This window comes from Planomonospora sp. ID67723 (assembly GCF_015711605.1).
Lineage (GTDB): Bacteria > Actinomycetota > Actinomycetes > Streptosporangiales > Streptosporangiaceae > Planomonospora_A.
Window position 1 is genome coordinate 1803930 of the sequence record NZ_JABTEZ010000001.1, and the last position, 26468, is coordinate 1830397.

The 26468-nt window shown below is 69.9% G+C and carries 25 protein-coding genes; 13 read left to right on the forward strand and 12 right to left on the reverse strand.

Going from position 1 to position 26468, the window contains the following annotated elements:
* The first annotated feature begins 3 nt into the window (after positions 1 to 3).
* Together HS041_RS08695 and HS041_RS08700 are read left to right on the forward strand one after the other, a co-directional pair.
* The gene (locus HS041_RS08695; RefSeq protein ID WP_307845207.1) at positions 4 to 1755 is read left to right on the forward strand and encodes a GMC oxidoreductase; all 1752 of its coding nucleotides are present in this window, start codon (positions 4 to 6) and stop codon (positions 1753 to 1755) included.
* Between the two features lie 111 nt (positions 1756 to 1866).
* Positions 1867 to 2139, forward strand: a complete 273-nt coding sequence (locus HS041_RS08700; protein ID WP_196439955.1) for a hypothetical protein — start codon at positions 1867 to 1869, stop codon at positions 2137 to 2139.
* 125 nt (positions 2140 to 2264) lie between these two features.
* On the opposite strand, the gene HS041_RS08705 is transcribed toward HS041_RS08700, so the two are convergent.
* The 3 genes from HS041_RS08705 to HS041_RS08715 all read right to left on the reverse strand — a co-directional run bounded on the left by HS041_RS08705 (position 2265) and on the right by HS041_RS08715 (position 4981).
* Entirely contained in the window at positions 2265 to 2969 is a 705-nt protein-coding gene (locus HS041_RS08705; protein WP_196439956.1) for an alpha/beta fold hydrolase, read from the reverse strand.
* Between the two features lie 35 nt (positions 2970 to 3004).
* Positions 3005 to 4258 (reverse strand): MFS transporter, encoded by a 1254-nt coding sequence (locus HS041_RS08710; RefSeq protein WP_196439957.1) that lies wholly within the window; start codon positions 4256 to 4258, stop codon positions 3005 to 3007.
* A 216-nt stretch (positions 4259 to 4474) separates the two neighbouring features.
* A complete protein-coding gene (locus tag HS041_RS08715; RefSeq protein ID WP_196439958.1) occupies positions 4475 to 4981 on the reverse strand; it encodes a hypothetical protein in 507 nt (168 codons plus the stop codon).
* A 67-nt stretch (positions 4982 to 5048) separates the two neighbouring features.
* On the opposite strand from HS041_RS08715, the gene HS041_RS08720 reads away from it, so the two are divergent.
* Both HS041_RS08720 and HS041_RS08725 read left to right on the forward strand, forming a co-directional pair.
* A complete protein-coding gene (locus HS041_RS08720) occupies positions 5049 to 5627 on the forward strand; it encodes a TetR/AcrR family transcriptional regulator (protein WP_230878479.1) in 579 nt (192 codons plus the stop codon).
* A 118-nt stretch (positions 5628 to 5745) separates the two neighbouring features.
* Entirely contained in the window at positions 5746 to 6753 is a 1008-nt protein-coding gene (locus HS041_RS08725) for a LacI family DNA-binding transcriptional regulator (protein ID WP_230878480.1), read from the forward strand.
* A 37-nt stretch (positions 6754 to 6790) separates the two neighbouring features.
* On the opposite strand, the gene HS041_RS08730 is transcribed toward HS041_RS08725, so the two are convergent.
* The 3 genes from HS041_RS08730 to HS041_RS08740 all read right to left on the reverse strand — a co-directional run bounded on the left by HS041_RS08730 (position 6791) and on the right by HS041_RS08740 (position 10262).
* Complete coding sequence (locus tag HS041_RS08730) at positions 6791 to 7534, reverse strand: N-acetyltransferase (protein WP_196439961.1); 744 nt, start codon at positions 7532 to 7534, stop codon at positions 6791 to 6793.
* A gap of 58 nt (positions 7535 to 7592) precedes the next feature.
* The gene (locus tag HS041_RS08735) at positions 7593 to 8663 is read right to left on the reverse strand and encodes a DNA alkylation repair protein (RefSeq protein ID WP_196439962.1); all 1071 of its coding nucleotides are present in this window, start codon (positions 8661 to 8663) and stop codon (positions 7593 to 7595) included.
* Positions 8664 to 8948: 285 nt separating this feature from the next.
* Positions 8949 to 10262 carry a pectate lyase gene (locus HS041_RS08740; RefSeq protein WP_196439963.1) on the reverse strand — a complete coding sequence of 438 codons (1314 nt, stop codon included), beginning with the start codon at positions 10260 to 10262 and terminating at the stop codon, positions 8949 to 8951.
* 189 nt (positions 10263 to 10451) lie between these two features.
* On the opposite strand from HS041_RS08740, the gene HS041_RS08745 reads away from it, so the two are divergent.
* Positions 10452 to 11966: a DUF885 family protein gene (locus HS041_RS08745; protein WP_196439964.1), complete on the forward strand. Its 1515-nt coding sequence runs from the start codon at positions 10452 to 10454 to the stop codon at positions 11964 to 11966.
* 68 nt (positions 11967 to 12034) lie between these two features.
* On the opposite strand, the gene HS041_RS08750 is transcribed toward HS041_RS08745, so the two are convergent.
* On the reverse strand, positions 12035 to 13159 hold the full coding sequence (locus HS041_RS08750) for a polysaccharide pyruvyl transferase family protein (RefSeq protein WP_196439965.1): 1125 nt from the start codon (positions 13157 to 13159) through the stop codon (positions 12035 to 12037).
* A 253-nt stretch (positions 13160 to 13412) separates the two neighbouring features.
* Positions 13413 to 14159 (reverse strand): SDR family NAD(P)-dependent oxidoreductase, encoded by a 747-nt coding sequence (locus HS041_RS08755; protein ID WP_196439966.1) that lies wholly within the window; start codon positions 14157 to 14159, stop codon positions 13413 to 13415.
* Between the two features lie 82 nt (positions 14160 to 14241).
* Here HS041_RS08755 and HS041_RS08760 point away from each other — a divergent pair, with 82 nt between their 5' ends.
* The 3 genes from HS041_RS08760 to HS041_RS08770 all read left to right on the forward strand — a co-directional run bounded on the left by HS041_RS08760 (position 14242) and on the right by HS041_RS08770 (position 18152).
* A complete protein-coding gene (locus HS041_RS08760) occupies positions 14242 to 15084 on the forward strand; it encodes an SDR family NAD(P)-dependent oxidoreductase (protein WP_196439967.1) in 843 nt (280 codons plus the stop codon).
* A gap of 124 nt (positions 15085 to 15208) precedes the next feature.
* The gene (guaA, locus tag HS041_RS08765; RefSeq protein ID WP_196439968.1) at positions 15209 to 16774 is read left to right on the forward strand and encodes a glutamine-hydrolyzing GMP synthase; all 1566 of its coding nucleotides are present in this window, start codon (positions 15209 to 15211) and stop codon (positions 16772 to 16774) included.
* A gap of 148 nt (positions 16775 to 16922) precedes the next feature.
* A complete protein-coding gene (locus tag HS041_RS08770) occupies positions 16923 to 18152 on the forward strand; it encodes an acyltransferase family protein (RefSeq protein ID WP_196439969.1) in 1230 nt (409 codons plus the stop codon).
* 196 nt (positions 18153 to 18348) lie between these two features.
* On the opposite strand, the gene HS041_RS08775 is transcribed toward HS041_RS08770, so the two are convergent.
* The 3 genes from HS041_RS08775 to HS041_RS08785 form a co-directional block, all read right to left on the reverse strand.
* Entirely contained in the window at positions 18349 to 19131 is a 783-nt protein-coding gene (locus HS041_RS08775) for a methyltransferase domain-containing protein (protein WP_196439970.1), read from the reverse strand.
* Positions 19132 to 19224: 93 nt separating this feature from the next.
* Complete coding sequence (locus tag HS041_RS08780; protein WP_196439971.1) at positions 19225 to 19404, reverse strand: hypothetical protein; 180 nt, start codon at positions 19402 to 19404, stop codon at positions 19225 to 19227.
* Between the two features lie 79 nt (positions 19405 to 19483).
* Complete coding sequence (locus HS041_RS08785; RefSeq protein ID WP_230878482.1) at positions 19484 to 20248, reverse strand: polysaccharide deacetylase family protein; 765 nt, start codon at positions 20246 to 20248, stop codon at positions 19484 to 19486.
* Between the two features lie 382 nt (positions 20249 to 20630).
* On the opposite strand from HS041_RS08785, the gene rffA reads away from it, so the two are divergent.
* A complete protein-coding gene (gene rffA, locus HS041_RS08790; RefSeq protein WP_196439973.1) occupies positions 20631 to 21800 on the forward strand; it encodes a dTDP-4-amino-4,6-dideoxygalactose transaminase in 1170 nt (389 codons plus the stop codon).
* Between the two features lie 222 nt (positions 21801 to 22022).
* Here rffA and HS041_RS08795 read toward each other — a convergent pair whose 3' ends face one another.
* Entirely contained in the window at positions 22023 to 22991 is a 969-nt protein-coding gene (locus tag HS041_RS08795) for a glycosyltransferase family 2 protein (protein ID WP_196439974.1), read from the reverse strand.
* Positions 22992 to 23088: 97 nt separating this feature from the next.
* On the opposite strand from HS041_RS08795, the gene HS041_RS08800 reads away from it, so the two are divergent.
* The 4 genes from HS041_RS08800 to HS041_RS08815 all read left to right on the forward strand — a co-directional run bounded on the left by HS041_RS08800 (position 23089) and on the right by HS041_RS08815 (position 26442).
* Positions 23089 to 23553: a GtrA family protein gene (locus HS041_RS08800; RefSeq protein WP_196439975.1), complete on the forward strand. Its 465-nt coding sequence runs from the start codon at positions 23089 to 23091 to the stop codon at positions 23551 to 23553.
* A 116-nt stretch (positions 23554 to 23669) separates the two neighbouring features.
* Positions 23670 to 24746 (forward strand): glucose-1-phosphate thymidylyltransferase, encoded by a 1077-nt coding sequence (locus tag HS041_RS08805; protein ID WP_230878483.1) that lies wholly within the window; start codon positions 23670 to 23672, stop codon positions 24744 to 24746.
* Positions 24743 to 25771 (forward strand): dTDP-glucose 4,6-dehydratase, encoded by a 1029-nt coding sequence (rfbB, locus tag HS041_RS08810; protein WP_196439977.1) that lies wholly within the window; start codon positions 24743 to 24745, stop codon positions 25769 to 25771. Before HS041_RS08805 ends, rfbB begins: the two co-directional genes overlap by 4 nt.
* Positions 25747 to 26442, forward strand: a complete 696-nt coding sequence (locus HS041_RS08815) for a class I SAM-dependent methyltransferase (RefSeq protein ID WP_196439978.1) — start codon at positions 25747 to 25749, stop codon at positions 26440 to 26442. The genes rfbB and HS041_RS08815 overlap by 25 nt, the downstream gene beginning before the upstream one ends.
* Positions 26443 to 26468: the final 26 nt, after the last annotated feature.

Sequence of the window (26468 nt, forward strand, 5' to 3'; positions counted from 1 at the left end):
CCGGTGTCCACCAGGAAGGCCCGCGAGGTGTTCGACTACGACGTGCTTGTGATCGGGTCGGGGTTCGGCGGGAGCGTCTCGGCGCTCCGGCTGACGGAGAAGGGCTACAAGGTCGGCGTGCTGGAGGCCGGGCGGCGCTTCGACGAGAGCACGCTGCCCAAGACCTCCTGGCGGATCCGCGACTTCCTCTGGGCGCCCGGCCTCGGGCTCAAGGGAATCCAGCGCATCCACGTGCTGCGCGGGAAGAAGGGCACCGGGGTCATGGTTCTGGCGGGCGCCGGGGTCGGCGGCGGCTCGCTCGTCTACGCCAACACCCTCTACGAGCCGCTGGACCCGTTCTTCGCCGACGCGCAGTGGTCGGGCATCACGGACTGGAAGGCCGAGCTGGCGCCGTACTACGACCAGGCCAAGCGCATGCTCGGTGTGGTGCTCAACCCGACCCTCACCCGCGCCGACGAGGTCATGCGGAAGGTCGCCGAGCGCATGGGCGTGGGCGAGACCTTCCACCGGGCCCCGGTCGGGGTCTTCTTCGGCACGCCCGGGGTCGAGGTCGACGACCCCTACTTCGGCGGGGCCGGACCGCGCAGGAGCGGCTGCACCGAGTGCGGTGAGTGCATGACCGGCTGCCGGCACGGCGCCAAGAACATGCTGATCAAGAACTATCTCTACCTCGCGGAGAAGGCCGGGGCCCGGATCCACCCCGAGACCACCGTCACCTCGGTCCGGCCCCTGCGCGGGGCGGTCGAGGGCGGGGCGGGCGGCGGGTACGCCGTCGAGGTCCGCAAGACCGGATCACCCTGGCTGCGCCGCACGCTCACCGCCGAACAGGTGATCTTCGCGGCCGGGACGTACGGCACGCAGCGCCTGCTGCACCGCCTGAAGGCCTCCGGCGCGCTGCCCCGGCTCTCGGACCGGCTCGGCACGCTGACCAGGACCAACTCCGAGGCGCTGCTCGGCTTCGAGCGGGTGGGGGTCAAGGGGGAGAAGCTCAACCACGGCGTGGCGATCACCTCCTCCATCCACCCCGACGCGCACACGCACATCGAGCCCGTCCGCTACGGCGACGGCTCCAACGCGATGGGCCTGCTCCGCAGCCTGCTGATCGACGGCTCCACGGACGGCAGGGGCGCCCCGCGCTGGCTGAAGTTCCTCGGCGAGGCCGCCCGGCGGCCGCACCTGGTCCCCAGGCTCTTCAACCACCGCAGGTGGTCCGAGCGCACGATCATCGCCCTGGTCATGCAGGCCAAGGACAACTCGATCACCCTGTCGGCCCGCAGGGGCCCGTTCGGCTGGAGACTCCGCTCCCGGCCCGGCCACGGCGAGCCCAACCCCACCTGGATCCCGGCCGGTCACACGTTCGTCCGGCACGCCGCCGAGGAGATCGGCGGCATGCCCGGAGGCTCCTGGCTCGACCTGTTCGACATCCCGGCCACCGCGCACTTCCTGGGCGGCTGTGCCATCGGAGACTCGCCCGCCTCCGGCGTGATCGACCCCTACCACCGCGTCTACGGCCACGAGGGCCTGCACATCGCCGACGGCTCGGCCGTCTCCGCCAATCCGGGGGTCAACCCCTCCTTGACCATCACCGCCCAGGCCGAGCGTGCCATGGCGCTGTGGCCCAACCGGGGAGAGCCCGACACCCGCCCCGCCCCGGGCTCGCCCTACGTGCGGCTGGCGCCCGTCGCCCCCAAGAACCCCGCCGTCCCGGCCGCCGCCCCCGGCGCGCTCCGCCTGCCCATCGTGGACGTCACCTGACCGTCTGATCCACGAAAATGTAACTGAAGCAGCGGTAAATGTAACTGTATCCCGAGGAAATGTAGCCGAGTTGGGGGTGAATGTAACTGGGGTTGCGTTGCATTTGGTTACATGGTCGAAAACCTGCAGGGCCTGATCGCAGAACTGCGGACCTCCGGAGGCGACGGAGCTCCGGTGGAGGTGAAGCCGGCGGCGGGTGGTCTGCCCTCGTCGTTGACGTCAACACCCAGCGCCCTGGCGAACCTGCCAGGCGGTGGAGTGATCATTCTCGGGCTTACCGCACCCAATATCCGCAAGGCCCTGCGCGCACTCCGGAACACCGGGCTGGTCCGGCGACTCGGCGGTAGGGGACAGCCCACCGCCTACCGGCAGGTCGATGCGTAGCCTTGGAGTCCCGCCGAGGAGGAGGCTTTTCCTCGGGCGATGATCTGGGAGGCCTCGGCAATGCCCCCGTACGGCCGCCTCCCGTAGCCCCGATGACCGCACAGGCCGTACGGGAGGCGGGGCCGTCACAGCCAGTCGTCGATGGAGGCCATGAAGTCGTCGTACAGGTGGCGGTGCACGGTGTGCCCGGCGCCCGTGACGGTCCGGACCTCGAATCCCCTCTCCTTCAGCTCGGTGGCGAAGTCCGGAGGGACGAGGAAGCTGGGGTCGGCGAGCTGGACCATGGACGGGACCACCGGCTCGGGGGTGAAGTCCAGGCCGCAGAACGGGCCCAGCGCGAGCGCGGTCCCGGTGTCCCAGTCCTTGAGCATCTCCAGCTCGACGTCGACCTCGTCGGCGGGGAAACCGGGCTGCATGGCCGCGATCTGCTCGCGGGTGGCCTCCTTGGCCTGGGCGAACATGTCAGTCATCGGCACGCCGTCGAGCACCGGCAGCCGGAAGGCCGGGTCGGAGTAGATCGCCCTGCCGGGCTTGAGCCGCTCCACCGCGAGGCCGAGCGTCAGGCCGCCCAGTGAGTGGCCGATCGCCAGTTCGGGTGAGGCGGGCACCGATTCCAGCACCGAGTCCGCGAGCGCCCGGGGGGAGTAGGCCGCGGGATCCGCGCCGCGCGGGCTGGCGCCGTGCCCGGGCAGGTCCACCGCGACGACCCGGTAGCCCCGCTCCGCCAGCACCGGGCCCACCCGCCACCAGCACAGGGAACTGGCCATGATGCCGTGGATCAGCACGGCGACCCGGTCGCCCGATCCCCACTCGCGCGTGTTCAGTCTCATCGGGGACTCCTCTTCATGATGGCTTGACCTGTTTCCTATCGGACTGACTTGATCGGGAGTACGGCGACCGCCCCCGCCAGCGAAATGACGATCGCGGCGACCCAGAGCGCGGCGTAGCCGCCGAAGGCGGTCACGATCGACCCCGCGATGAACGGCGCGATCATCTGCGGGCCGGCGTTGGCGATGTTGAGGATGCCCATGTCGCGGGCGGCGTCGCCCTTGCTGGGAAGCACCAGGGTGACGATGGCGATGTCCACCGCGCCGTAGGCGCCGAACGCGGCTCCGTGGATGACGCCGTAGACCAGCATCGAGGTCATGCTGGGCCAGAGCAGCGGGAGCAGCATCGAGACGGCGGTCACCAGGCCCGCGACGGTCACGACCAGTTTGCGGCGGTTCAGCCGGTCCGAGAGGGGACCGCAGACGACCGCCGCGACCATCGCGGCCAGGGTGGAGACGATGGTGACCGTCGCGACGGCCTGCGGGGCCTCCTCCTTGGGCAGTCCGATGTAGTCCTGGAAGATGAACAGGGTGAACAGCATCACCATGAAGTAGCCGAGGATCATCAGGGCGCGGCCGAGGAAGACCCACATGAAGTCGCGGTGCCCGAGCGCCGAGACGAAGTCCCCGAGCGAGGTGGCGAAGGAGACCTTGGGCCGCTCGGCGACCTCGTACTCACCCGGGCGGGGGTCGTGGGTGAGGGAGACGACCAGGAGCGCGCCGAGCACCACGGCCGAGCCGAAGACCAGGTAGCCGAGGGAGATGCTGGCCACGAAGAACGCCGCGACCTGGGTGCCGACCATGATGCCGACGGAGGTGGCCACGGAGATGACCGCCGAGGCGGTGCCCCGCCGCTCCTCCGGGACCCGGTCGGGGACGATCGCGGTCAGCGCGGCCTGGTAGAGGTTCATCATCGCCTGGGCCAGCGACCAGCCGAGCAGGATCATCGGGATGGTCGAGACCTGGCTCATCAGCAGCATGGTGGCCAGGGCGGCGACGGCCCCGCCGAGGATCCACGGGTTGCGCCGCCCCCACCGGGAGTGGGTCCGGTCCGAGAGCATGCCGCCGATCGGGTTGAAGACCGTGGCGAAGATGGCGCTGACCCCGGCGACCATGGCGACGTTGGAGACCTTGTTCGCCGGGTCGATCTCGGCGATCTGGGTCTGCACGAGCAGGCCGCCGACGCCGAGGTAGAGGGCGAACATGGCGGCGTTGGAGACGCCCAGGACGGTCAGGAGCTTGGGCAGGCCGTCCTTGCGGGCCTGGGCGGGGGGAGTGCGGAGGGCGCTCATGCGCGGCTCGTCGGCATCGTGAGGGAATCCTTTCGCGCTGTTCACAGGGGGGCGACGCGATGGTTATACGTATAAGCAGTTGATAGCATCCGGTGAACCGGGACGACAAGAGCAAGATTCTGTAACGGCGCCGGCGGCGCGGCGGGCGGCAACCGGACGTCGCGCCGCCATCCCGCCGCACCCGGCCGCCGCGGCCGCTTCGCGGGATCGTTCTTTCTATGCGCGGGGAGGGTCGATCGCTACCCGGGCCGCGGCGTCGCGGAGCAGCCCGGGCGCCAGCCGGCGATGGACGACGGCCAGCGGAGGCCACACGCCACGGCCCAGGCGCCGGTCATAGTGCAGGAAGGTCGCCAGCGACACCCGCCCCTCGGCTGTCTGGACCAGGAGGTTGCCGGTCAGGAACCAGGATGCCGCCTCGAGCCGGATCCAATCGTCGCCGCGGGCGCCGATCCGCCATCCGGCCACGGTGGCCGGCGACCGCCCCGGGCTGAGCCGGAGGCCGAGGAGGCCGCGCCAGATCAGCAGCTCCGCAGCACTGGGGACGTCGCCGAACATCGCCCGGGCCCACCGCTCCGGTGGCGCGTCCGCGTCGGTGGAGAGGGTGAACCGGTCGGCGTAGTCGATGTCGGGCAACGAGCTGAGCGCGCGGACCGACTCGGGGACGGCGGAGGCCCCTATGGCGCTGTCAATGAAACCGACGGACACGTCACTGTCTCCGTTCATGTATACGATGCCGTATAAAACCAGGCTAGACCATTTATACGGTGGCGTATATAAGGAGATGGGGCACATGGCGGGCCTGACGCGCACGCCGCGTGACAGGTGGGTCGAGGAAGGGCTGCAGGCGCTGGCCGCCGGCGGCCCGGACGCCGTCCGCATCGAGGCGCTGGCGAAGAGGCTCGGCGTCACGAAAGGCGGGTTCTACGGGTTCTTCGCCGACCGTGACGCGTTGCTGGAGGCGATGCTGGAGGTCTGGGAGCGCGAGAGCACCGACGAGGTGATCGACCGCATCGAGCGCGAGGGCGGCGATGCGAAGACCAAGATCCAGCGGGCGGGCGTGCTCACCTTCTCCAGCGATCGCCTGCTCCCGATCGACCTGGCGATCCGTGACTGGGCGCGGCGCGACGAGGCGGTCGCCGAGCGCCTGCGGCGGGTGGACAACCGGCGCATGGTCCTGCTGCGAGAGATGATCGGCACCTTCTGTCCCGATGACGACGAAGTCGAGGCCCGTAGCCTGCTCGCCTTCTGCGTAGCGATCGGCGAGCACTTCCTCGCCGCCGACCACGGTGACCGCACCCGAGCCCAGGTCCTCGCCCGCGCTGCCGACCTGCTGCTCGACCGTCCCGCAAAAACCACGGCCACGGAGTAGCGCGGCGACGGCACCTGGGCCGGTCGTCGGACGGTGTCCGAGCGGCGCCCCCCGGACGCGTCCGAGCCGTCGGGCCGCCGTGAGGCGTACGCCGCCCGCACAGCACAGAATGGGAGCGATGAACGCCAACCCCTCCACGCGGCCCCCCACCAGCCTCGACGTCGCCCGGCTGGCCGGGGTCTCCCAGGCGACGGTCTCCTACGTCCTCACCGACCGGCCGGGCGCGAGGATCAGCGACGAGACCCGGGCACGCGTGCGTCAGGCCGCGGAGCAGCTCGGATACGTCCCGCACGCCGGGGCGCGGACGCTGCGAACCGGGCGGAGCGGGCTGGTCGTGATCTCCATGGAGGACCTTCCGTACGGCCCGCTGGCCGTCGGCGTCCTGGAGGAGCTCGACCGGGAGCTCTCCCAGCGCGGCTACACCCTGGTGCAGTACGGCGCCCGCCGTCTGAGGGGCGTGCCCGCCGCCCGTGCCTGGGCCGAGCTGCGGCCGGTCGCGGTGCTGGCCGGGGCCGGAAAACTCAGCCGCCAGGCCGTGGACGTGTTGCGCTCGGCCGGGGTCAGAGCGGTCGTCGCCATCGGGAACCGGCCCTCGGCCCTGGTCCCGAGCGTCGTGCTCGACCACGTCCTGCTGGGGGAGGTGGCGGCCGGGCATCTCATCGACCGCGGCTGCCGCACGCTCGCCGCGATCGTTCCCACCGAGATCGGCCTGCGCGAGATGGGCGAGCATCGGCTGGCCGGGGTCCTGCAGGCCGCGCAGGCCCGCGGGGTCCCGGTGACCAGGGCCGACCTCCCCTTCCACGAGGACGGCGCCGCCGCCCTGCTCGACCTGTGGCGGGACGTGGACGGCGTGTTCGCCTACAACGACGAATACGCCATGCTGCTGATGGCCGTGCTGCGCGACGCGGGGCTGGCGGTCCCCGACGACCTTCGAATCGTCGGCTGCGACGACCTGCCGCTGGCGGCGCTGTTGCGCCCGAGGCTGACCACGGTCAGGATCGACGTCTCCATGATGCCGTCGATGCTCGTGCGGCGGCTTGAGGAGCTCATGGAGGCCGACGGCTCCACGGAGCCGGGCCGGATCGATCCGTGGACCGCCACCCTGGTCGTCCGCGAGTCGTCCTGAGCCGGACTCCGGGCCCCGAGGTGACCGGTCGCCGGGCTCAGCTCAGCGGGTGCCGTACCCAGACGTTGGGCTCCACGTAGACGGCGTGGTCCTGCTCGACGTCCACGTGGACCGGGCAGAGGCCCTTGGGCACCTCGACCCGTCCACTCGTGTCGAAGGGCAGCCCGGTCCACTCCCGCCACTCGGCGAGCGTGCCGGAGATCGTCATCGACCGCGGCGCCACCTTCACGATCGTGCCGCCGGCCCGGACGTGCACGCGCAGCCACGGATCGGCGGGGAGTCCGTCCGGCCGGGTCCGGAAGGCGTACTCCGCCATCGGGGTGCGCGGCTCCAGGTGCTTGGCGTTCGGCCGTACCGGGGCCAGCAGCTCGGTGAACCCGAGCCGGGCCGCGTTGTCCCGCAGCGCGCCCAGCATGACGGGTGACAGGCCCGTGCCCAGGAGATCGGTCCGGACGGTGATCTCCAGTGCGGTGACCCGGTCGGCCTTCACCCCCGTCTGCCGGGCGTCCCAGGCCCACAGGATGGCGCTGTCCCAGCCGCCGTCCGGCAGCTCGTCGCGCGTCCAGGTGAAGGGCACGCTGAAGGCCTTGGCGACCGGTGTGCCGGGGTCGGCGTCGTCGTCGGCGACCAGGACGAACTCCGGGTAGGCCTCGGCGCAGACGTCGTAGAACAGAGCCGCCATCGGGTCGTGGAACATGAACTCCGGCCAGGAGTTCTCCATCGCCCACATGGCACCGACGAGCTCCGGGCGTTCGGCGAGGGTGGTGATGCGCAGGGCCATGCGGGAATCCTCCCAGCCCGACCTCGCGTATTTCGACCGGTTTTGGCTCGCGCCCCCCTCACGCCTCGGTCAGGGTGAAGGGGGCGCTCGCCCGGACCGTGCCGTTGACGATGATCTCCAGGACGCGCGGGCCGGGCGGCTCGGTCCTGGTGGTCACCGGCCGGAACGAGTGGGACTTGCTCACCGTGAGGACCTGGCCGGCGACCTCGGCGCTGCGCTCGCCGAGATGGAAGACCCGCCGCGAGCCGTCGCGCCGGACGGCGTACTTGAGCACGAGCGGGCCGGGGGACCCCGCGGAGACCGTGACCGTGAACCGGAGGCGGTCGCCGACGGCCACCCGCTCGCCGTCGAGCACCAGCGCCTCGACCGACCCGCCGCCCGGGGTGACGCCGACCAGCTCCAGGCCGCCGGGGTGTCCGGCGCGCAGCAGGCCGCGCACCGCGTGGCGCAGCACCTTCTCGACGTGGGAGCCTCCCTCGGACCGCCAGCGGCCGAGCAGCTCGACCGCCACGCCGGGGTGGTCCTTGGCGAGGTCGTTGACGTGGTTGGCGACCGAGCGGCGGACGTATTCGCTGGGGTCGTCGCGGAGGCGGTCGAGGATCGGCAGGGTCGGGCCGGGCTCCATCAGCCAGCGCACCCGCGAGCCCCACGGCAGCCGGGGGCGCGAACCCTCGGAGGCCAGCCGCCGCAGGTGCTCGTCGGGGGACTCCGCCCAGCCGTACATGACCTTCAACGCGTCGTCCCGGTAGCGGTCGAGGTAGGGCCGGACCGCGAACTCCCCCGTGGCGTACGGCGTGAGCGCGGCGAGCGCCGCCATCGCCTCGTCGAGGTGGTCGAGCCCGCGCAGGCCGACGTACTCGGTGGCGGGCCAGCCGCTCCACATGTCCAGCCGGGCGTGGGACGCGGCCTCCCGCAGGACCTCCGCGGCCCGGGGGAACGGCAGCGCCAGCCCGGCGTCGAGCGCCCGCGCGACGTGCCGGACGCGGTCCTTCAGCTCCAGGCCGTCCAGACCGGCGCATGCCTCGGCGACGAAGCGGTCGCGCGGGAACGGGGCCCAGGCCGTGGCCACCCCGTCGGCGAGCACGCGCACGGAACCGGTGTCGATCAGCTCTTTGAGAGGTTGCGCCATGGCGGGCACGGTGTCAGATCCCACCGACATTTCCGCCAGCCGTCCCGGACCGTCCCCGGCCCGCCGTGAGCGTCACGGGCCTCTACGGGCCTTCATCCAGCCGGGGCCGGAGCCCCGTCCGGTCGGCGGCCCTCCTGACGGGTGCGCCCGACCGGCCGGGCCGGTGACGCCGTACCGCCCGCCGTGAGCGGGAAGGGGCGGTCCGGCGTCACCGGGTCAGAACGGTGATGTGAGCGTTAACATCCTGCCGGTCAACACTCCCGTGGAAGGAATCCGCTCACCGCCCTAGCGGTAGGCGACGTCGGAGGCGGTGTACCGGCAGCTCACGCCGTCGGGGCCGCTCCCGGTCTTGCTCGGCTCGCCGCTGGTGACGCCCTTGTACCTGTCGCAGATCGAGATCTTCCTGCCGGAGTCGCCGACGATCGTGATCGCCGACAGCTTCGCGGTGTCACCGTAGTTCGGGTTGATCCCGACCAGGGACTTGGCGGGGGCGGTCACCTGCACGTTGGAGACCACGACGTGGCGCGCGTACTGCTTGGAGCAGTTGCCGCAGGAGCGGTAGAGCTTGCCGAAGTTCTCCACCCGCAGGTTCTTCAGCACCATCGTGCCGGGGCCGTTGTGCTGGAAGACCTTGTCGGAGGCGGCCCGGGCCCCGCCGCCGTCGATGGTCATGGTCTGGGCGGCCGAGGTGCCCTTGAAGGTGGCGGCGTCCTCGCCGACGTCCTCCCACCAGACGTTCTTCAGGGTGCAGGTGCCGACGCAGTGGACGCCGTCGGCCCCGGGCGAGCCGATGATCACGTTCTGCAGGACGGCGCCGTCGGCCAGCTTGAAGAGCGGGGCCTGGCCCTCGTTCTGGCCGTCGCCGCCCAGTGCGCCGGAGCCGTAGAAGCGCTTCATGCCGCCGTCGCGCAGGCCGCTGACGGCGATGGTCTCGGTGACCGGCTGCTGCCCGTTCGCGGTGGGCCAGCCGGGGAGCGGCGAGGTGGTGGCCGTGGGGGCGGGCGTGGGCTTGGCGGTAGCGGTCGGGGCGGGCGTGGGCTTGGCGGTGGCCGTCGGAGCGGGCGCCGGGGCGGACCCGGCGGCCTTCAGCGTCCAGCGCTTGCCGGCCGCGGCGTCGCAGGAGTTCTGCTGCACCGCGGCCCCGGCGGCGGTGGAGCCGTCCTTGACGTTGAGGCACTTGCCGCTGCCGAGGTTGACGACGCGGTAGGCCGATCCGCTCACGAGGTCGAGCCGCCAGGTGTGGAACGCGCCGGTCGCGCACGCCTGCTGGACCACGGCCTTGCCCGCGGAGGCGCCGGCGTCCTTGATGGTGGCGCACTTGCCGCTGTGGGAGGCGGTCAGGCGCTGACCGCCGGAGACGTTCGAGAGCGTCCAGGTCTGGTTGGTCCCGCCGTTGCAGGCGTGCTGCGCCAGCTGCGCGCCGTCGGCGGTGCTCTTGCCGGGCACGTCGAGACACAGGCCGCTGGCCGCGTTGACCAGGACGTAGGCCCCGGCGGCGGGAGCGGACGCGGACGCCGCGGGGGTCGCGGTCCCGGCGACGGCGGCGAGGGTCGCGACGGCGCATGCTGCGATGCGCAGCGTGCGGGTGGTGGGTAACACCGTTTTCTCCTTTTCGGTTATACTGTTAACTTTGTTTAATTATGGCCAAAATGGCTGACAGTCACCTTAGGGCAAAGTCATCGCCGCGGCAGGGGCGGCGGAGAAGCCGTCCGCCCCTTCCGCACCGGCCGGGAGTCCGGCGGGCCTGCGGCCGATCATGCAGGTCCGTCCTGGGATAGCGTCGGCCGTATGACCGAACTCGACTCCCGCCTGCGGGCGGTGTGCGACCTGGCCGTCGCCAATGTCCGGGAGATGGCCGGACGGCACGAGTACGACGGGACGATCCAGGACCTGTCACCCGAGGGCGTGCGCGCCGGGCTGGCCGCGCTGGGCCGGGGCCCGCTCCCCGGCGACCCCTACGACGCCGCCCACCTGCAGATCTTCGAGGAGTCCGCCGGCGTCCGGTACGGCGAGCTGGAGCTGCACCGGCGCAGTCCCATGGAGCACATGGAGGGCCTGGACCTGGCCTGCTACGACCGGGAGTACGCCCCGGAGGCCGAGCGGGCGGCCGCCCGGCGGGCCCACCTCTCCCGCTGGCCCGAGGCCGTGGACAACGCGATCGCCGCGCTCGACCGGCTCAGCGCGCCGGTCGCGACCGCGCTGCTGGGAGCCGTCCGCGGCCTGTCGGCCGGGGTGCCGCAGGACGCCGACGAGTCGGCGCGTGAGGCGGCGCTGAAGGCTCACGCCCGCCTGGTCGAGCACATCGAGGAGGCTGCGCGCTCCGGCTCTCCCGACGCCTCTCTCGGTTCGGCGGGCCTGGCCCGGCTGATGGGCGCCGACGAAGGGCTCCCGGTGAACCTGGGACGGCTCGCCGAGCGGGCCGACGCCGAGCGCGACCGGCTCATGGCACGGCTGGCCGAGTCGTGCGCGAAGCTCGGTCACGGAGACAGGCCGCCGCTGGAGGTCTGCCGCGAGCTGGTCCGCGACCACCCGGGCATCGACGGCGTGCTCGACGCCGCCCGAACCGGCACCGAGCGGGCGATCGCCTTCACCCGGGAGAAGGACCTGGTCCCCTACCACGACGGCGAGTGCCTGGTCGGCATCGCGCCGGAGTCGCGCCGGTGGGCGATGGCGATGATGAGCTGGGCCGCGCCGGGCGAACCCGAGGCCCCGTCGTGGTACCACATCACCCCGCCCGACCCCTCCTGGCCGGAGTCCGAGATCGAGGAGTGGCTGGAGGTCTTCAGCGCGACCACGCTGCCGGCGATCAACGTTCACGAGGTCGCCCCGGGGCACTTCTCCCACGGCCGGGCGCTGCGCCACGCCCCCTCCGACGTGCGCCGGACGCTGATGTCCCTGGCGTTCGCCGAAGGCTGGGCGCACTACGCCGAGGAGCTCTGCGTCGAGGAGGGCTTCGCCCCCGACGACGCGCGCTTCGAGATCGGCGTCTGGCTGGAGGCGCTGATCCGGGTGACCCGGATGGCCTGCGCGATCGGCGTGCACACCGGCGCGATGACCGTCGAGGAGGGGGCCCGCCGCTTCGAGGCCGACACCCACATCGCCGGTCCCGCCGCCCTGTCGGAGGCCCGCCGGGCCACCTTCGATCCGACCTACGGCCGCTACACCTGGGGGAAGCTGGAGATCCTGGACCTGCGTGAGCGGGCCAGGGCCGAGTGGGGCGCGGGCTTCACCCTCAAGCGCTTCCACGCCGCCATGCTGGACCTCGGCTCCCCGCCGCTGGGCCTGCTCCCGCGGGTGCTCTGAGACCGGCTCCGGTCCGTCTCATCCGGTCCGTCCCGCGCCGGGGCGGCCGGTGGGACGGACCGCTCGCGTCAGATCCCGACGCGTTTCACGGAGGGCAGCCCGTTGGCGGCGAGATATTCGTTGAAGTTGTCGAAAAGGCCGCCGATGTGATCGAAGAAATCGTCGTAGTCGAGCAGTGACCGGATCTCTCCGGCGCCCATGTCCTGGACGGTCTCGATCGGTACGGCGGGCAGGTGCAGGAAGTCCGTGAGCTCGCGGGTCCTGGCGTCGTGGGTCAGCCACAGCGCCGGTTTGCCGCTGAGCACCGACGCCATGTTGACGTGGAACCTGCTGCCGTAGGTGAACGACACCGACTCGTGGTTGAACCGGTACCAGGACTTGGTGTCGCGAAAGAGCCGGTACCTGCGCTGGTAGTAGTTCTCGAGTCGGCTGCGGGTCCATTCCGGATGGTCTGCGCGGTAGTCCTTCAGGAAAGGGGGGAGCCTGCTCTTGGGGTGGCCGCGGCTGACGTCGACGTAGAACTGGTGGTTGCGCCGGTTCGACGGCTCGACCAGGAACACGTCGTCCCGGATGGCGTTGCGGAGCAGTCGCGCCTCCAGCGGTTGCCGGAACTTGGTGCCGCAGAACGCCGGACGGCCGCTGCCGTCCTTGAGGGCCCGGCGGACCCGGGCCAGCTCTGCCGGCCGGGAGAAAAGGGAGGGGCAGCCGACGACCTTCGTGTTGGTCACCCCGCAGATCTGCTCGAGCACCCGTCTGGTCGTGTCGCCGCGGACCCCGATGACCGCGCACCGGTCCTGGAGGTACCGCATCAGGCTGATCGCCTCGGCGGGCAGCGTCGCACCGGTCAGGTCGTCGGTCTGGGACTGGACGCCGAGACCGAAGATGACGACGGGCTTGTCGATCTGGTCCAGGAGGCCGCGCAGCCGGACGAAGGGGCTGGCGTCGTCGGATCCGAGCTTGAGCGTGTTCGCCATGGTGAACACCAGGTGGGTGCAGTGCCGGTTGACGAACTCGGCGAAGGTGGACGCGCCGGTCAGGGACCTCCACTGGCTGTCCAGGCGGTACACGCAGTTGTCGAACATCTCGAAGGGCGCGTTGGCATGGATCATGTTGCCGGAGTTCTCGGGATATTCGAGGGGGAACTCCGGGGGCAGTTCGCGCCGGCATCCCGCTACCGCGATGGCCATGCTCATCTTCCGGTCCCCTTCCCCGTGGGAGCTGCCGTCTCACCTTAACGACGCCTGGAAGGGGAGGCGGGGTTTTCCTTCGCGTCCGCAGCCGGATGTGTTGCCGTCCGCCCGGTTTACATGTGCACGGCCATGTGGGAAACACCGCGGATCGGTTCCCCGCAATGGATCGGCTGATTTCAGGGAAAGGAGGAGGAAATTAAATCATTCCCCCGCGGGAACGAATCCGTGCGGGTGCCGGCGGCGGGCGGCGCCGGGATCAGCGGTCGACGGCGGTGGCGCCACCGTCGACGACCAGGTGGGTGCCGGTGATGAAGGACGCCTCGTCGCTCATCAGGAACCGTACGGCCGCCGCGACCTCCTCGGGGCGGCCCAGGCGCCCGGAGATCGCCTTCTTCCTGAACGCCTCCATGAAACCGGGGTCGCCGCCCGTCGCGCCGGTCAGCATCGGGGTGTCGATGTAGCCGGGGCAGACCGCGTTGACCCGGATCGGGGTCAGCTCGTGGGCCATGGACCGGGTGAGGCCGAGCAGGCCCGCCTTGGAGGAGCAGTAGGCCGGGACGAACGCCTGGCCGACCAGGCCCTCGATCGAGGAGACGCCCACGATCGCCGAGCCCTCATGTTGCCGAAGGTCGTCCAGGACCGCCTTGGTCAGCAGGGCGTGGGCCCGCAGGTTGACGTCGAGCACCGCGTCCCAGGCGCTCTCGTCGAGATCGCTGACCGCCCTGGGGCCGGCGATCCCGGCCGCGTGGACCAGGCCGCCGATCGAGCCGAGGGCGTCCCGGGTGGCGGTGACCGCTGCGGGGAAGGCCGAGGAGTCGGTGACGTCGAGCGCCACGCCGACGGCGGTCGCGCCGTTCATCGCGGCGAAGGAAGCCGCCTCCTTGGCGCCCGCCTCGTCGCGGTCCCAGATCGCGACCGGCCGCCCGGTCTCGGCGAGCGCCAGCGCACAGGCCCGTCCGATTCCCGACGCGCCGCCGGTGATGATGACCCCGGTCCTGGGCATGATGACCTCCTCGACGTGCGATGCTCCTCACGCTAGCTTGGAGTGCCAACCTAGCGCTAGGTAAGCAACGACGGAGGCCGGGATGCGGGAGCTGGCGGGTAAAGTCGCGGTCGTCACCGGGGCGGGAAGCGGCATCGGCCGGGCGCTCGCCGCACGGCTGGCGGCGGAGGGCATGTCCCTCATGCTCGCCGACGTGGATCCCGGCGGCCTGGCCGAGACCGCCTCCCGGCTGGAGACCTCCACCGGCGTCGCGGCCCTCACCCAGATCACCGACGTCTCCGACGCGGTGGCCGTACGGCACCTGGCCGACCGGGCCTTCGGCGAGCTCGGCGCGGTCCACGTGCTCTGCAACAACGCCGGCGTGTTCCAGGGCGGCCAGATGTGGACCCGCGCGCCGGAGGACTTCGCCTGGCTGCTCGGGGTGAACCTGTGGGGCACGCTCCACGGCATCCACGCCTTCGTGCCCCGCATGATCGCCCAGGAGAGCGAGGGCCACATCGTCAACACGGTCTCGGTGGCCGGGCTGTTCGCCGCGCCTCTCGCCGGGGGCTACTCCGTCTCGAAGTACGCGGCCTTCGCCGCGTCCCAATCCCTGGCCCAGGACCTGCTGATGGCCGGCTCCAGGCTCCGGGTGACCGCGCTGTGCCCCGGAGGCGTGCGGACCGCGATCAACCGGTCGGAGCGGGTCCGGCCGGAGAACCTGCTCGTCGCCGAGCGGACCGAGGACGAGGCGTTCTCCGTCGAAATGATCGACGGCTTGGTGGAGCGGGGCATCGACCCGGCCGAGGTGGCCGCGGCCGCGGTGGACGCCATCCGCGAGGAGCGCTTCTTGGCCCTCACCCATCCGGGCTACGCCGACGGCCTGCGCGAGCAGACCGAGGCCCTGCTCGCGGGCAGGCTGCCCGCCCTGCCCGTCTACGAGTGACGCCCCCTCCCCGGGGGTCCTCCTTCCCGCCCGGGTCGGCCCGGCCGGGGAACGCCACTCCACACGCAACCCCCGAAGCGGGCGCCGATAGACTGAGACCACCGCTGCGGTTTCTTTGGGGGTCTTGGTGTCAGAGTTCGACCCGTTGTTCGACACTGTCCTGGTCGTCGACTTCGGCGCGCAGTACGCGCAGCTGATCGCGCGACGGGTTCGCGAATGCCACGTCTACTCCGAGGTCGTCCCCTCGACGATGCCGGTGGCGGAGATGATGGCCAAGAAGCCCAAGGCCATCATCCTGTCCGGCGGGCCCTCCTCGGTCTACGCCGAGGGCGCCCCGGCGGTGCCCGACGGCCTGTTCGAGACGGGGGTGCCGACCTTCGGCATCTGCTACGGCTTCCAGGCCATGGCCCAGGCGCTCGGCGGCCGGGTGGCCAGGACCGGCGTGGCGGAGTACGGCGGGACGCGCCTCGACGTGTCCCGGGAGGGTGTGCTCTTCGCCGGGCTCCCCGCACAGCAGTCGGTCTGGATGTCCCACGGGGACAGCGTCGCCGCCGCCCCCGAGGGCTTCGACGTCACCGCCTTCACCGCCGAGACCCCCGTCGCCGCCTTCGAGAACCCGGTCAAGGGCCTGTACGGCGTGCAGTTCCACCCCGAGGTCCTGCACTCCGAGCACGGCCAGACCGTGCTCAAGCACTTCCTCGACGCCGCCGGCTGCCGCCCCTCCTGGACGATGCTCAACATCGTCGAGGACGCCGTGGAGGCGGTCCGCGCCCAGATCGGCCCGGAGGGCCGCGCCATCTGCGGGCTGTCCGGGGGCGTGGACTCGGCGGTCGCCGCCGCCATCGTGCAGCGCGCCATCGGTGACCGCCTGACCTGCGTCTTCGTCGACCACGGCCTGCTGCGCAAGGGCGAGGCCGAGCAGGTCGAGCGCGACTTCGTCGCCGCCACCGGTGTCAAGCTCCGTGTCGTGGACGCCCAGGAGCGCTTCCTCAAGGCGCTCGACGGCGTCACCGACCCCGAGGAGAAGCGCAAGATCATCGGTCGCGAGTTCATCCGGGTCTTCGAGGACGAGCAGCGCGCCATCATGGCCGACGGCCCGGTCGACTTCCTGGTCCAGGGCACCCTCTACCCCGACGTGGTCGAGTCCGGCGGCGGCACCGGCACCGCCAACATCAAGTCCCACCACAACGTCGGCGGCCTTCCCGAGGACCTCGAGTTCCAGCTGGTCGAGCCGCTCCGCGCGCTGTTCAAGGACGAGGTCCGCCGTGCGGGGGAGGAGCTCGGCCTGCCCGCCGCCATGGTCTGGCGCCAGCCGTTCCCCGGTCCGGGTCTCGGCATCCGCATCGTCGGCGCGGTCAGCCGCGAGCGCCTGGAGATCCTCCGCGAGGCCGACGCCATCGCCCGCGAGGAGCTCTCCCGGGCCGGCCTCGACCGGGAGATCTGGCAGTGCCCGGTCGTGCTCCTCGCCGACGTCCGCTCGGTGGGCGTGCAGGGCGACGGCCGCACCTACGGCCACCCGATCGTGCTGCGCCCGGTCTCCAGCGAGGACGCGATGACCGCCGACTGGTCCCGCGTGCCGTACGACGTGCTGGCCCGCATCTCCACCCGGATCACCAACGAGGTCCGCGAGGTCAACCGCGTGGTGCTCGACGTGACGAGCAAGCCGCCGGGCACCATCGAGTGGGAGTAGGACGACGGGCGGCGCGGTTCCGGGGTCTCCGGGGCCGCGCCGCTCTTTCCGGAGCGTGAGCCATCACTCTGTGGGCGCTTCGGCTGTATTCCGCATGGGATAGGCGTTGGTCCTGTTTCGTGAAGTGGGGCCGGGTAAGTTAGGCCGGGTGTCAACGACCGCCGCTCTCGCTCCGACCGCCCGATCCGCGGGCGCCACCCGGCTGGCCTGGCTGGACGCGCTCCGCGGCCTGGGCGCGGTCGCGGTGCTGCTGGAGCACCTGCTGCCGTGGTTCATGCCGCAGCTCCGGCCGTACTGGTTCAACCTCGGCATGTACGGCGTGCTGGTGTTCTTCCTGGTCAGCGGATACATCATTCCGGTCTCGCTGGAGGGGCGCGGAGACGTGCGGGCCTTCTGGATCAGCCGGATCTTCCGCCTCTACCCGATCTACCTGCTGGTCGCGGCGGCGGTCCTGGTGACGGCGTTCTGGCTGCCGGTCCGCGAGCAGGTGCCGCGTGACGTCGCCTCGGTCTCGGCGCACCTGACGATGCTGCTGGACGTGGTCCACCTGGGCGGGCTGGCCGACACCATGTGGACGCTCTCCTACGAGATGGTCTTCTACCTGCTGGTCACCGCGTTGTTCGTGCGCGGTCTGCACCTGCGCAGCGGGACCTTCGCGGTCGGGTTCGGCGTGGTGGCGGTCGGGATCGGGATGGTGCTCGCCGCGCCCCCGCTGTCGGGACTCTGGCCCGCGTACGTCTCGGGCGTCGTGTTCGTCGTCGGCCTGGCCTGCTTGCTCACCGGGCGGCTGCGCAAGGCGGCCGCCTCCGCACTGGGACTGATGTCCGTGGCGCTGCTGCTGTTCGGCAGCTACGTCCCGTGGCTGGGCGCGGCGATCCTGGCGGTGATGTTCACCGGGACGGCGGTCCGGCGCTGGGAGCAGGGCACCGGGAGCCTGCTGCCGGTGGCCGCGGCGGCCGTGCTGGTGGCGCTGGCCCCGGTCTGGTCGGTACAGGCGGGCTGGTGGTGGGTCCAGCCCGGGGTGTGGATCACCACGATGGCGCTGGCCGGGGCGACCTTCGCGGGAGCGATGGCCCTGCGCGAGCGCCGCCTTCCGCGCTTCCTGGTCTGGCTCGGCCTGGTCAGCTACTCGGTCTACCTGCTGCACCACCCGATGCTCCGGCTCGCGCACGCCGTACTCGGAGACGTGCGGAGCATGGGGACGGCGGCGCAGCTGGGACTGACGGCGGGGTTCGTGGCGCTGGTCCTGGGACTGAGCTGGGCCACCTACCGCTACGTCGAACTGCCGATGCAGAACCTGGGCAGGAGGATCGTCCGGAGATCCCGTCGGACGGCTCCGCCGACGGACCTGCGGAGGACGGAGCCCGCGAAGTCCTGAGGAGGACCGCTGGGGATCGGGAGCCGGCCGGGCCGGATGAGTCCGCCGCCCGGGGTGGTGACGGGGCGGCGCCGCGCGTCGGACTCCACCACCGCGCCGTCGCCCTCGACCCCCGCCGTCCGGTCGATTCGGGACTCACCCGGCTCGGCGGCACCCGGGCCCGGGTGCCGCATGACGCCCTCAGGGACCTTCCGGACTACCCGGGAAGCTGTCCGACCAGGTGGAACAGCCGCGCGGTGGACGGATAGGGCGCCCGGCCGGCCAGCGCATGCTCCAGTTTCTCGAGCCGGGCGAAGAACTCGGGGTCGTGCTTGATCTCGTTGTCCGCGATCAGGTGGCAGACGTTGATCACACCATGGTGGCCGACGATCTCCAGGCCGGACTCGCGGAAGTAACCGCCGATCTCGTCCGCGGTCAGAAGCGGCGTGTCCGCGGCGTACACCGGGTTGTGCTTGCTCGTGGCGTCCAGGGCGCGCAGCGCCGCGTCCAGGTCGAGCTCGCGGACGGCGGTCTCGAGCGGGACGGCGACGGCGTTCGGGCCGAGCACCGACAGCAGGCCGCCCGGCCTGAGCCGCTGCGCGATCGCCCGGACCACGGCGGCGCGATCCGGGACGTACTGCAGCAGGTTGTGGCAGAGAAGCAGGTCGAAGTCCTGGTCCGGGAACAGTTCCGGAACGTCGCACGCGTCACCCTTGCGAACCTCGATCCGGTCGGCGACTCCCTGTGCGGACGCGTGCTGCTCGGCCTCGGCGAGGGAGACCGGTGCCGTGTCCAGGATGGTGACGTGGTGGCCGCGCATGGCCAGCCGGACGGCTTCGCGGCCGTTGCCGCCCGCGACGTCCAGTACGCGCAGCGGGTGACCGCCGAGATGGCGGGCGAGGTTGGCCTCGACGATCGAATAGCGCAGCCGTCCCCACGGCGTCTCCTGCCACTGCTGGAAGTGGGCGAGGCGGTGGTCGAAATGCGCACTGTCGAGCATGCTACCTCCGAGGTGAGGTGCTGGCCCAGTACGGCCCAGCCGGATGTCGTCGGTTTGCAAGGGGTATATCGGGCCCCTAAAACATCGCTAAACCTAAAGCTTCATGCCGGCACTGCATTCGTAGATCTTCTTTTGTTTTACCCTGCCGCGGGACATCGTTGGTTCCGGGACGCCCATGCCCTGCGCGACGAGGTGCTGATCACCGGTGACACAGGCGCGATCAAGAAAGGCGACGAGCGCGTCGGCGCGCCGACGCCGTTCGTGCTGCTCCATCTCGCGGTGGTGATCGGCGTTCGCGCGATCACCACCGCCACGTCGCGCCGCCGGTGCGGCGCCCTGGACTGCCGCCGGCTCAGTTGCCGTCGTTGGAGGACTCCGCGTAGTCATCCGGATCGCCGGTGGGGGAGTCGGCGGACAGGTCCTTGTCCTCGGCGGCGCCGGCCGGGTAGATGTCGCCAGGCTTGAGGCTCTTCACACCGGGCAGGGAGGAGACCGCCACCATGTGGTAGCCCTGCTTCTCCAGCGCGGTCAGGAGCTTCGGCATCACTGTGACGGTCTGCAGGACCCAGTCGTGCATGAGGATGACGCCGTCGCGCTTGGCGTTCTTGAGGACCTCGTCGTAGATGGCCTTCTCGTTCTTGGTCGCCCAGTCGCGTGAACCGCCGTTCCACAGGACGATCGGCATCTTCATCTCGGTGGCGACCGCCTTGGTGTCATCGTCGAGCAGACCGTACGGCGGGCGGATCGTCGTCGGATACTTGCCGGTGGCCTGCTTGACGATGTCCTGCGTCTTCTGGATCTCCGAACGGATGCCGTCGATGGAGATCTCGGTGAACTTCGGATGGGCGTAGCTGTGGTTGCCGATGTCGTGGCCCGCGTCGACGATCTGCTTGGCGAGCTTGGCGCGCGACTTCACGTACTGGCCCTCGAGGAAGAACGTGGCCTTGGCGTTGTGCTTCTTCAGCGTGGCGAGCAGCTTGTCGGCGTACTTGCCCGGGCCGTCATCGAAGGTCAGCGCGATGCACTTGACCTTCGCGCAGTCCACGGGCTTGGGCTTGGGCTTCGAGGAGGGCTTGGGCGAGGGCTTGGCGGTGGCCGTCGGCTTGGGAGCGGCCATCGGCGCGCTCCATGCCGCGGCCGGCGCTGACAGCAGTCCCAGGGCACAGCTGCCCGTGAGGATGATTCGGATAGAGGACTTCATGAGGGAGGCTCCGGGTCAATCGACGTCGGTCGGATGGGATCCTATCGAGATGGTTGATGCCTGTTGGGACTGAAGTGTCACGATGTTCTGTGAAGAACGATGACCGGTCTCGCTCGGCGTCGCCGTACCGTCCGGAGCGCCCTCGGCGGGAGATCACGGAATCGCCCACAAGATGATCTACCTGCTGGGATCGGAGGGCGCTTCGGGGGCGTCCGCTCCGGTCCGCGAACGTCAACGGAGTGGTAAAAAATCGTCAATGCGGCGTGCGGGATAAAGGTCGTCGTCGTTCACTGCCAACGTGAGCGTAAAAACCATCCAGACGATTCCCTTTAATCGTCCATGTATTGCGCAAAACGAGCTTAAATACCTTACGGAGGCGCTAAACGGAGGAAGTACCTCCGGGGACGGCCCGTTCACCCACAGGGCGAGCAGGCTCCTGGAGGGGGCGACGGGCGCGAACAGGGCGCTGCTGACCACCTCATGCACGCACGCCCTGGAGATGGCGGCGCTCCTGCTCGATCTCCGGCCCGGCGACGAGGTGATCATGCCCTCGTTCACCTTCGTTTCGACGGCGAACGCGTTCGCCCTGCGCGGGGCGGTCCCGGTGTTCGTGGACTGCCGGCCCGACACCCTGAACCTGGACGAGCGGCTCGTAGAAGCGGCGGTGACGGAACGGACGAAGGCCATCGTCGTCGTCCACTACGCGGGTGTCGCCTGCGAGATGGACGCGATCGGCGAGGTCGCACGGCGCCACGGTCTCACCGTGATCGAGGACAACGCCCACGGTCTGGGCGGGTCCTACAAGGGTCGGCCTCTCGGATCGTTCGGCCGCATGGCCACTCAGAGCTTTCACGCGACGAAGAACATCCAGTGCGGCGAGGGCGGCGCACTGATCCTGAACGACCCGGAGCTCGTCGTGCGCGCCGAGGTGATCCGGGAGAAGGGGACCAACCGCAGCCAGTTCTTCCGGGGGCAGGTCGACAAGTACCGCTGGGTCGACATCGGCTCCAGTTACCTGCCCTCCGACCTCCTGGCCGCGCAGCTGACGGCGCAACTGGAGTCGTTCGACGCGATCCAGGCACGCCGGCACGCCGTGTGGAACGCCTACCACGGAGGGCTGGCGGACTGGGCGGCGGCCAACGAGGTTTCGCAGCCGGTGGTTCCCGATGAGTGCGCGCACCCCGCGCACCTGTACTACCTCCTCCTGCCCGACCTGGCGAACCGGCAGGCGTTGATCGCGCACCTCGCGGAGCGCGGCGTCCAGGCCACCTTCCACTACCAGTCGTTGCACGCCGCTCCGGCCGGCGTGCGGTACGGCCGTCCGGGACCTGCGGGATGCCCTGTCACCGAGCAGATGGCCGATCGCCTGGTACGGCTTCCCCTGTTCGCGGACCTGAGTGAATCCGATACGGCGCGCGTGCTCGAAGCCGTCCGGGCGTACTCATGCCGCGTTCCTCAAAGTACGTAGAGTTCCTCAAAGTACGCAGACGAACCGGCGGCGTAGCCGCAGACAATCCGACGGCGCCCGTCCCCCGGCCCGGGCGCCCAGGCCGCCGGGGTTGCGCAGGAACCGGCCGGCGGCCCTGCGGACACCCGGCGGCGACGACCTCGCCCGCGCTCGTGCCCGCCGGCACACGCACCGTCCCCATCGTGCGTCAAACACACGCACCGTCCCCATCGTGCGTCAAAGTCAGCGAGGGGAGCCACTCGTCTGGGCCGGCACCTCCACGGCGGTCGACAGGTCCACTCTCTCCCGGATGACGTAGGTCGGCCTCCCCACGCCGCTTCCGTGGATGCGGCCTATGTACTCTCCGAGCACCCCGATGGATATCAGCTGAGCGGATGAGAAAATTGCGATCATCGAGGTGATCGTGGTGAATCCGGCGACCGTGGTGTCACCCGTGAGGAAGTGCCACAGGACCGCACCGGCCAGCAGAAATCCTATGAGCCCGACGAGAAATCCCAGATAGCTTGCCACGCGCAGAGGCGCAGTACTGTAACCGAGAAACATGTTCGCCGCATGCCGGAACAGCAGGCGGGCGGTGTAATTGGACCGTCCGAACCTGCGTTCGTCCATGTGCACGCTCACCGCGCCCACCCTGGTGGTGCTCCAGGAGAGAGCCACGTCGACGGAGATGTGCGATCCGGAGAGTTCTTGGAAGCCGTCACGCAGGCAGGTCCTGAAGGCACGGAAAGCGCTGACCTTCTGCGCGTTGCGGACCCCCAGGACGCAGGCCATGCTGGTTTTCACCGAACGTGACATGAAACTGCGCAGGAATCCGTGCTCTTCCTGGTGGGCGACACCGTAGACGAGGTCCAGACGATCACCCTCCAACGCCGAGATCAGGAGGGGGATCTGCTCCGGGAGGTGCTGGAGGTCGTCGTCCATCGTGACGACCACGTCGAATCGGGCTTCCCTGATGCCGGCGACCAGCGCGTTGTGCTGGCCGTAGTTACGGGAAAGGCGGATCGCCCGGACGGTGTCGATCTGGCGAGTCAGCGTTTTCGCGACCTTCCACGTGCCGTCGGGACTTCCGTCGACCACGAGAATGATTTCGTGCCGGACGGAGATGTCGCGTAACACCGGAACGAGTCTGGAAACCAGATCCGGAATCGTCTTCGCTGAGCGGTAGCACGGGATTACCACCGAGATATTCATGTGAATCTCCTGACCATTGGATTTGATCTCAGGGGTCCTGTACGATCCTCACGTTCCGCAGGATGACCGTTTCGATCACCATTGGAGATGCTGTCGAATGACCGAAATCGATGTGCAGGCCGTTCCTGTCGAGGCATCGGGGCCGCGAGTGCGCCCTTTCGCTTCGGTGCTCCTTGGACAGCGCATCACATACTTGATGGGTGGTGTCATGACAGTAGCGTTCTATTTAAGCTTCCTTGCCCTAGGGTTGATGGTTCTTGGGAACCGGGTTCCCTATCTTTTCCTGGTCGTGGCCAGCCATCTCGCCACCGTGGTGATCGTCTACCCCTGGTACCGGATCGCCGTCTTCCGCGCCGCCGGCGGCTCATGGATAGCCGGCTACTTGCGCTTCTACGCGGTTGGACTGGGATTTCTCGCGATGTCTCTGGTGGGACTCCCCGTCCTGGTGGAGCTCGTCGGCATGCAGGTCCTCGCCGCGCAGTTCGCCGTCATGGCGGTGAGCGCTCTGGGCGGCTATGCCGTTAATAAGTCGTGGACTTTCCGTGACCGGAGGAAGGTATAGCGTTGGTAATGGCTCGGTCGGCGGATCGCAAAACACGCGGACCGGGTCTTCCGTCCCCTCCCACAATCTGAACGGTGGTCGGTCGTTGCTGCCGATCACATTCCGGTGCAGAGGGGATGGAAAAGGTGAAAGCGCTCGTTCTGGCGGGCGGCAGAGGCACTAGGCTGCGTCCGCTGACCCATACCTCCGCCAAGCAACTGGTCCCCATCGCCAACAAACCAGTCCTTTACTACGGCCTCGAAGCGATCCGGGACGCCGGCATCACCAGTGTCGGGATCATCACCGGCGACACCGGCGCAGAGGTTCGCCAGGCGGTGGGAGACGGCTCGCGGTTCGGCCTCGACGTCACCTACATCTCCCAGGATGCTCCGCTCGGCCTGGCGCACTGCGTGCTGATCGCGAGGGAGTTCCTCGCAGACGACCCCTTCGTGATGTACCTCGGGGACAACTTCCTCGTCGGCGGCATCTCCGATCTGGTGGGCGCCTTCCGCCGCGGTGGATACGACGCGCAGATCCTGCTGACGAAGGTGGCCGAGCCCCAGTTCTACGGAGTCGCCGAGCTCGGCCCCGCAGGTGAGATCGTCGCCCTGCAGGAGAAGCCGGTCGATCCGCGGAGCGACCTGGCCATCGTGGGGGTGTACTCCTTCTCACCGGCCATCCACGAGGCGGTCCGGGCGATCAGGCCGTCCGCGCGGGGCGAACTGGAGATCACGGACGCGATCCAGTGGTTGATCGAAAGAGGACGCTCCGTGCAGTCGCACATGGTCTCCGGCTACTGGAAGGACACCGGACGGCTGCAGGACCTGCTGGAGTGCAACCGCATGGTCCTGGAAGCCGTCGAGCCCGCCAACAGGGGGACGGTCGACGGGCTGAGCGAGATAACCGGACGGGTGGTCATCGAACCCGGTGCCGTGGTGGAGAACTCGGTCCTGCGCGGCCCGGTCGTGGTGGGGGCCGACGCCAAGATCCAGTCTTCATACGTGGGCCCTTTCACCTCCATCGGGCCGCGTTGTGTCATCCAGGACGCAGAGGTCGAGTACTCGATCGTGCTCGACGACTCTTCCATCCACGGGATCTCGCGGCTCGCCCACTCGCTCATCGGCCGCAACGTCGAGGTGAGCCGCGCGGACGGAACGCCCAACACGTACGGGCTCATGGTCGGCGACCACAGCAGGATCCAGGTGCGTGCATGAGAGTCCTCGTCACCGGCGGAGCCGGGTTCATCGGCTCCCACTACGTGCGGTCGCTGCTGCAGGGCTCCTATCCAGGCTGGGAGGACGCCCGCGTGACGGTCTTCGACAAGCTCACCTACGCCGGGAACCTCGCCAACCTCGCCCCCGTGGCCGATCACCGTGGCTACACCTTCGTTCACGGGGACATCGCCGACGCCCGCCTCCTCGCGGAGGTCGTCCCCGGTCACGACGCGGTCGTGAACTTCGCCGCGGAGTCCCACGTCGACCGGTCCATCGCCGACGCGGGCGACTTCGTCACGGCGAACGTGCTCGGTACGCAGCGGCTGCTGCAGGCGGCGCTGGAGGCCGGGGTCCGCACGTTCGTCCAGGTGTCCACGGACGAGGTGTACGGCTCGATCGCCGAGGGTTCGTGGGACGAGTCGCAGCCGCTGCTGCCCAACTCGCCCTACGCGGCGGCGAAGGCCTCCGGCGACCTGTTCTGCCGGGCGTACGCCCGCACCCACGGGCTCGACGTCCGCATCACCCGCTGCTCCAACAACTACGGCCCGTACCAGTACCCCGAGAAGGTCATCCCGCTCTTCGTGACCAACCTGATCGACGGCCGCCGCGTCCCGCTCTACGGGGACGGCCGGAACGTCCGCGAGTGGCTGCACGTCGACGACCACTGCCGGGGCATCCAGCTCGTACTGGAGAAGGGCTGCCCCGGCGAGGTCTACAACATCGGCGGGGGCGTCGAGCTCACCAATTCGGAACTCACCGAGCGGCTGCTCGCACTCCTCGGCGCGGGCTGGGACATGGTCGTGCGCGTCCCCGACCGGCTCGGGCACGATCTGCGCTACTCCGTGGACAGCAGCAAGATCCGGTCGATCGGCTACGAGCCCCGGGTGGACTTCGGCGAAGGGCTGGCCGAGGTCGTGAAGTGGTACCGCGACCACCAGGAGTGGTGGCGACATGTCCGGCGGGCCACATCCGTGTCATCCGTACCTGAGCAGGGGGAGCAGTGGACGCATCCGACATCCAGCTGACCACGGCGGTGGAGGACCGTCACTGGTGGTACCGGGAACGCCGCGTCATCCTCGCCCGGGAGCTCCAGCGGATCGGCCGGCCGGGCCGGGCGGTGGACATCGGCGCGGCCGGCGGCGGGAACACCCGGGTGCTGATGGAGAAGGGCTGGGACGCGCTCGCGGTGGACTACTCCGAGGCGGGCGTCGAGATCGCCCGGGCCAGAGGAGTGAACGCGATCAGAGCCGACGCGAGGGACCTCCCGCTCGACTCCGGCGCGTTCGACCTGGCAGTGGCCCTCGACATGCTGGAGCACATCGACGAGGACCACCTCGCCGCCTCCGAGATCGCCCGGGTGCTGCGGCCCGGCGGGATCGCCCTGATCACGGTTCCCTGCGATATGGCGCTCTGGTCCGCCCACGACGAGGCGAGCGGCCACTACCGCCGCTACGACCGGCCGACCCTGACCGGTCTCATCGAGAAGGCCGGACTCGTCGTCGACGACCTCTGGAGCTGGAACGTCCTGCTGCGGCCCGTCGTCGCGCTGAGGAGGCGGAAGTCGACCGAGTGCGACGTGATCGACACTTCACCGCTGGTCAACGCGGTCCTGGCCTCGATAGTGAGGGCCGAGCGCTATCTGCCGGTCCGGTCGCTGCCCGGCGTGTCGTTGATGCTCCGCGCGCACCGTCCATGAGCGGGCCGCCCTCCGGTGATCCGGAG

What these genes read in the sequence shown, in the direction of transcription:
- HS041_RS08735 (WP_196439962.1), bottom strand. Translation starts at nt 8,663, where the DNA reads ATGGCGCAACCTCTCAAAGAGCTGATCGACACCGGTTCCGTGCGCGTG.
- HS041_RS08705 (WP_196439956.1), bottom strand. Translation starts at nt 2,969, where the DNA reads ATGAGACTGAACACGCGCGAGTGGGGATCGGGCGACCGGGTCGCCGTG.
- HS041_RS08720 (WP_230878479.1), top strand. Translation starts at nt 5,049, where the DNA reads ATGGCGGGCCTGACGCGCACGCCGCGTGACAGGTGGGTCGAGGAAGGG.
- HS041_RS08710 (WP_196439957.1), bottom strand. Translation starts at nt 4,258, where the DNA reads ATGAGCGCCCTCCGCACTCCCCCCGCCCAGGCCCGCAAGGACGGCCTG.
- HS041_RS08750 (WP_196439965.1), bottom strand. Translation starts at nt 13,159, where the DNA reads ATGAGCATGGCCATCGCGGTAGCGGGATGCCGGCGCGAACTGCCCCCG.
- HS041_RS08760 (WP_196439967.1), top strand. Translation starts at nt 14,242, where the DNA reads ATGCGGGAGCTGGCGGGTAAAGTCGCGGTCGTCACCGGGGCGGGAAGC.
- rfbB (WP_196439977.1), top strand. Translation starts at nt 24,743, where the DNA reads ATGAGAGTCCTCGTCACCGGCGGAGCCGGGTTCATCGGCTCCCACTAC.
- HS041_RS08805 (WP_230878483.1), top strand. Translation starts at nt 23,670, where the DNA reads ATGGAAAAGGTGAAAGCGCTCGTTCTGGCGGGCGGCAGAGGCACTAGG.
- HS041_RS08725 (WP_230878480.1), top strand. Translation starts at nt 5,746, where the DNA reads ATGAACGCCAACCCCTCCACGCGGCCCCCCACCAGCCTCGACGTCGCC.
- HS041_RS08775 (WP_196439970.1), bottom strand. Translation starts at nt 19,131, where the DNA reads ATGCTCGACAGTGCGCATTTCGACCACCGCCTCGCCCACTTCCAGCAG.
- HS041_RS08755 (WP_196439966.1), bottom strand. Translation starts at nt 14,159, where the DNA reads ATGCCCAGGACCGGGGTCATCATCACCGGCGGCGCGTCGGGAATCGGA.
- HS041_RS08800 (WP_196439975.1), top strand. Translation starts at nt 23,089, where the DNA reads ATGACCGAAATCGATGTGCAGGCCGTTCCTGTCGAGGCATCGGGGCCG.
- HS041_RS08795 (WP_196439974.1), bottom strand. Translation starts at nt 22,991, where the DNA reads ATGAATATCTCGGTGGTAATCCCGTGCTACCGCTCAGCGAAGACGATT.
- HS041_RS08780 (WP_196439971.1), bottom strand. Translation starts at nt 19,404, where the DNA reads ATGGAGCAGCACGAACGGCGTCGGCGCGCCGACGCGCTCGTCGCCTTT.
- HS041_RS08745 (WP_196439964.1), top strand. Translation starts at nt 10,452, where the DNA reads ATGACCGAACTCGACTCCCGCCTGCGGGCGGTGTGCGACCTGGCCGTC.
- HS041_RS08785 (WP_230878482.1), bottom strand. Translation starts at nt 20,248, where the DNA reads ATGGCCGCTCCCAAGCCGACGGCCACCGCCAAGCCCTCGCCCAAGCCC.
- HS041_RS08715 (WP_196439958.1), bottom strand. Translation starts at nt 4,981, where the DNA reads ATGAACGGAGACAGTGACGTGTCCGTCGGTTTCATTGACAGCGCCATA.
- HS041_RS08700 (WP_196439955.1), top strand. Translation starts at nt 1,867, where the DNA reads ATGGTCGAAAACCTGCAGGGCCTGATCGCAGAACTGCGGACCTCCGGA.
- HS041_RS08730 (WP_196439961.1), bottom strand. Translation starts at nt 7,534, where the DNA reads ATGGCCCTGCGCATCACCACCCTCGCCGAACGCCCGGAGCTCGTCGGT.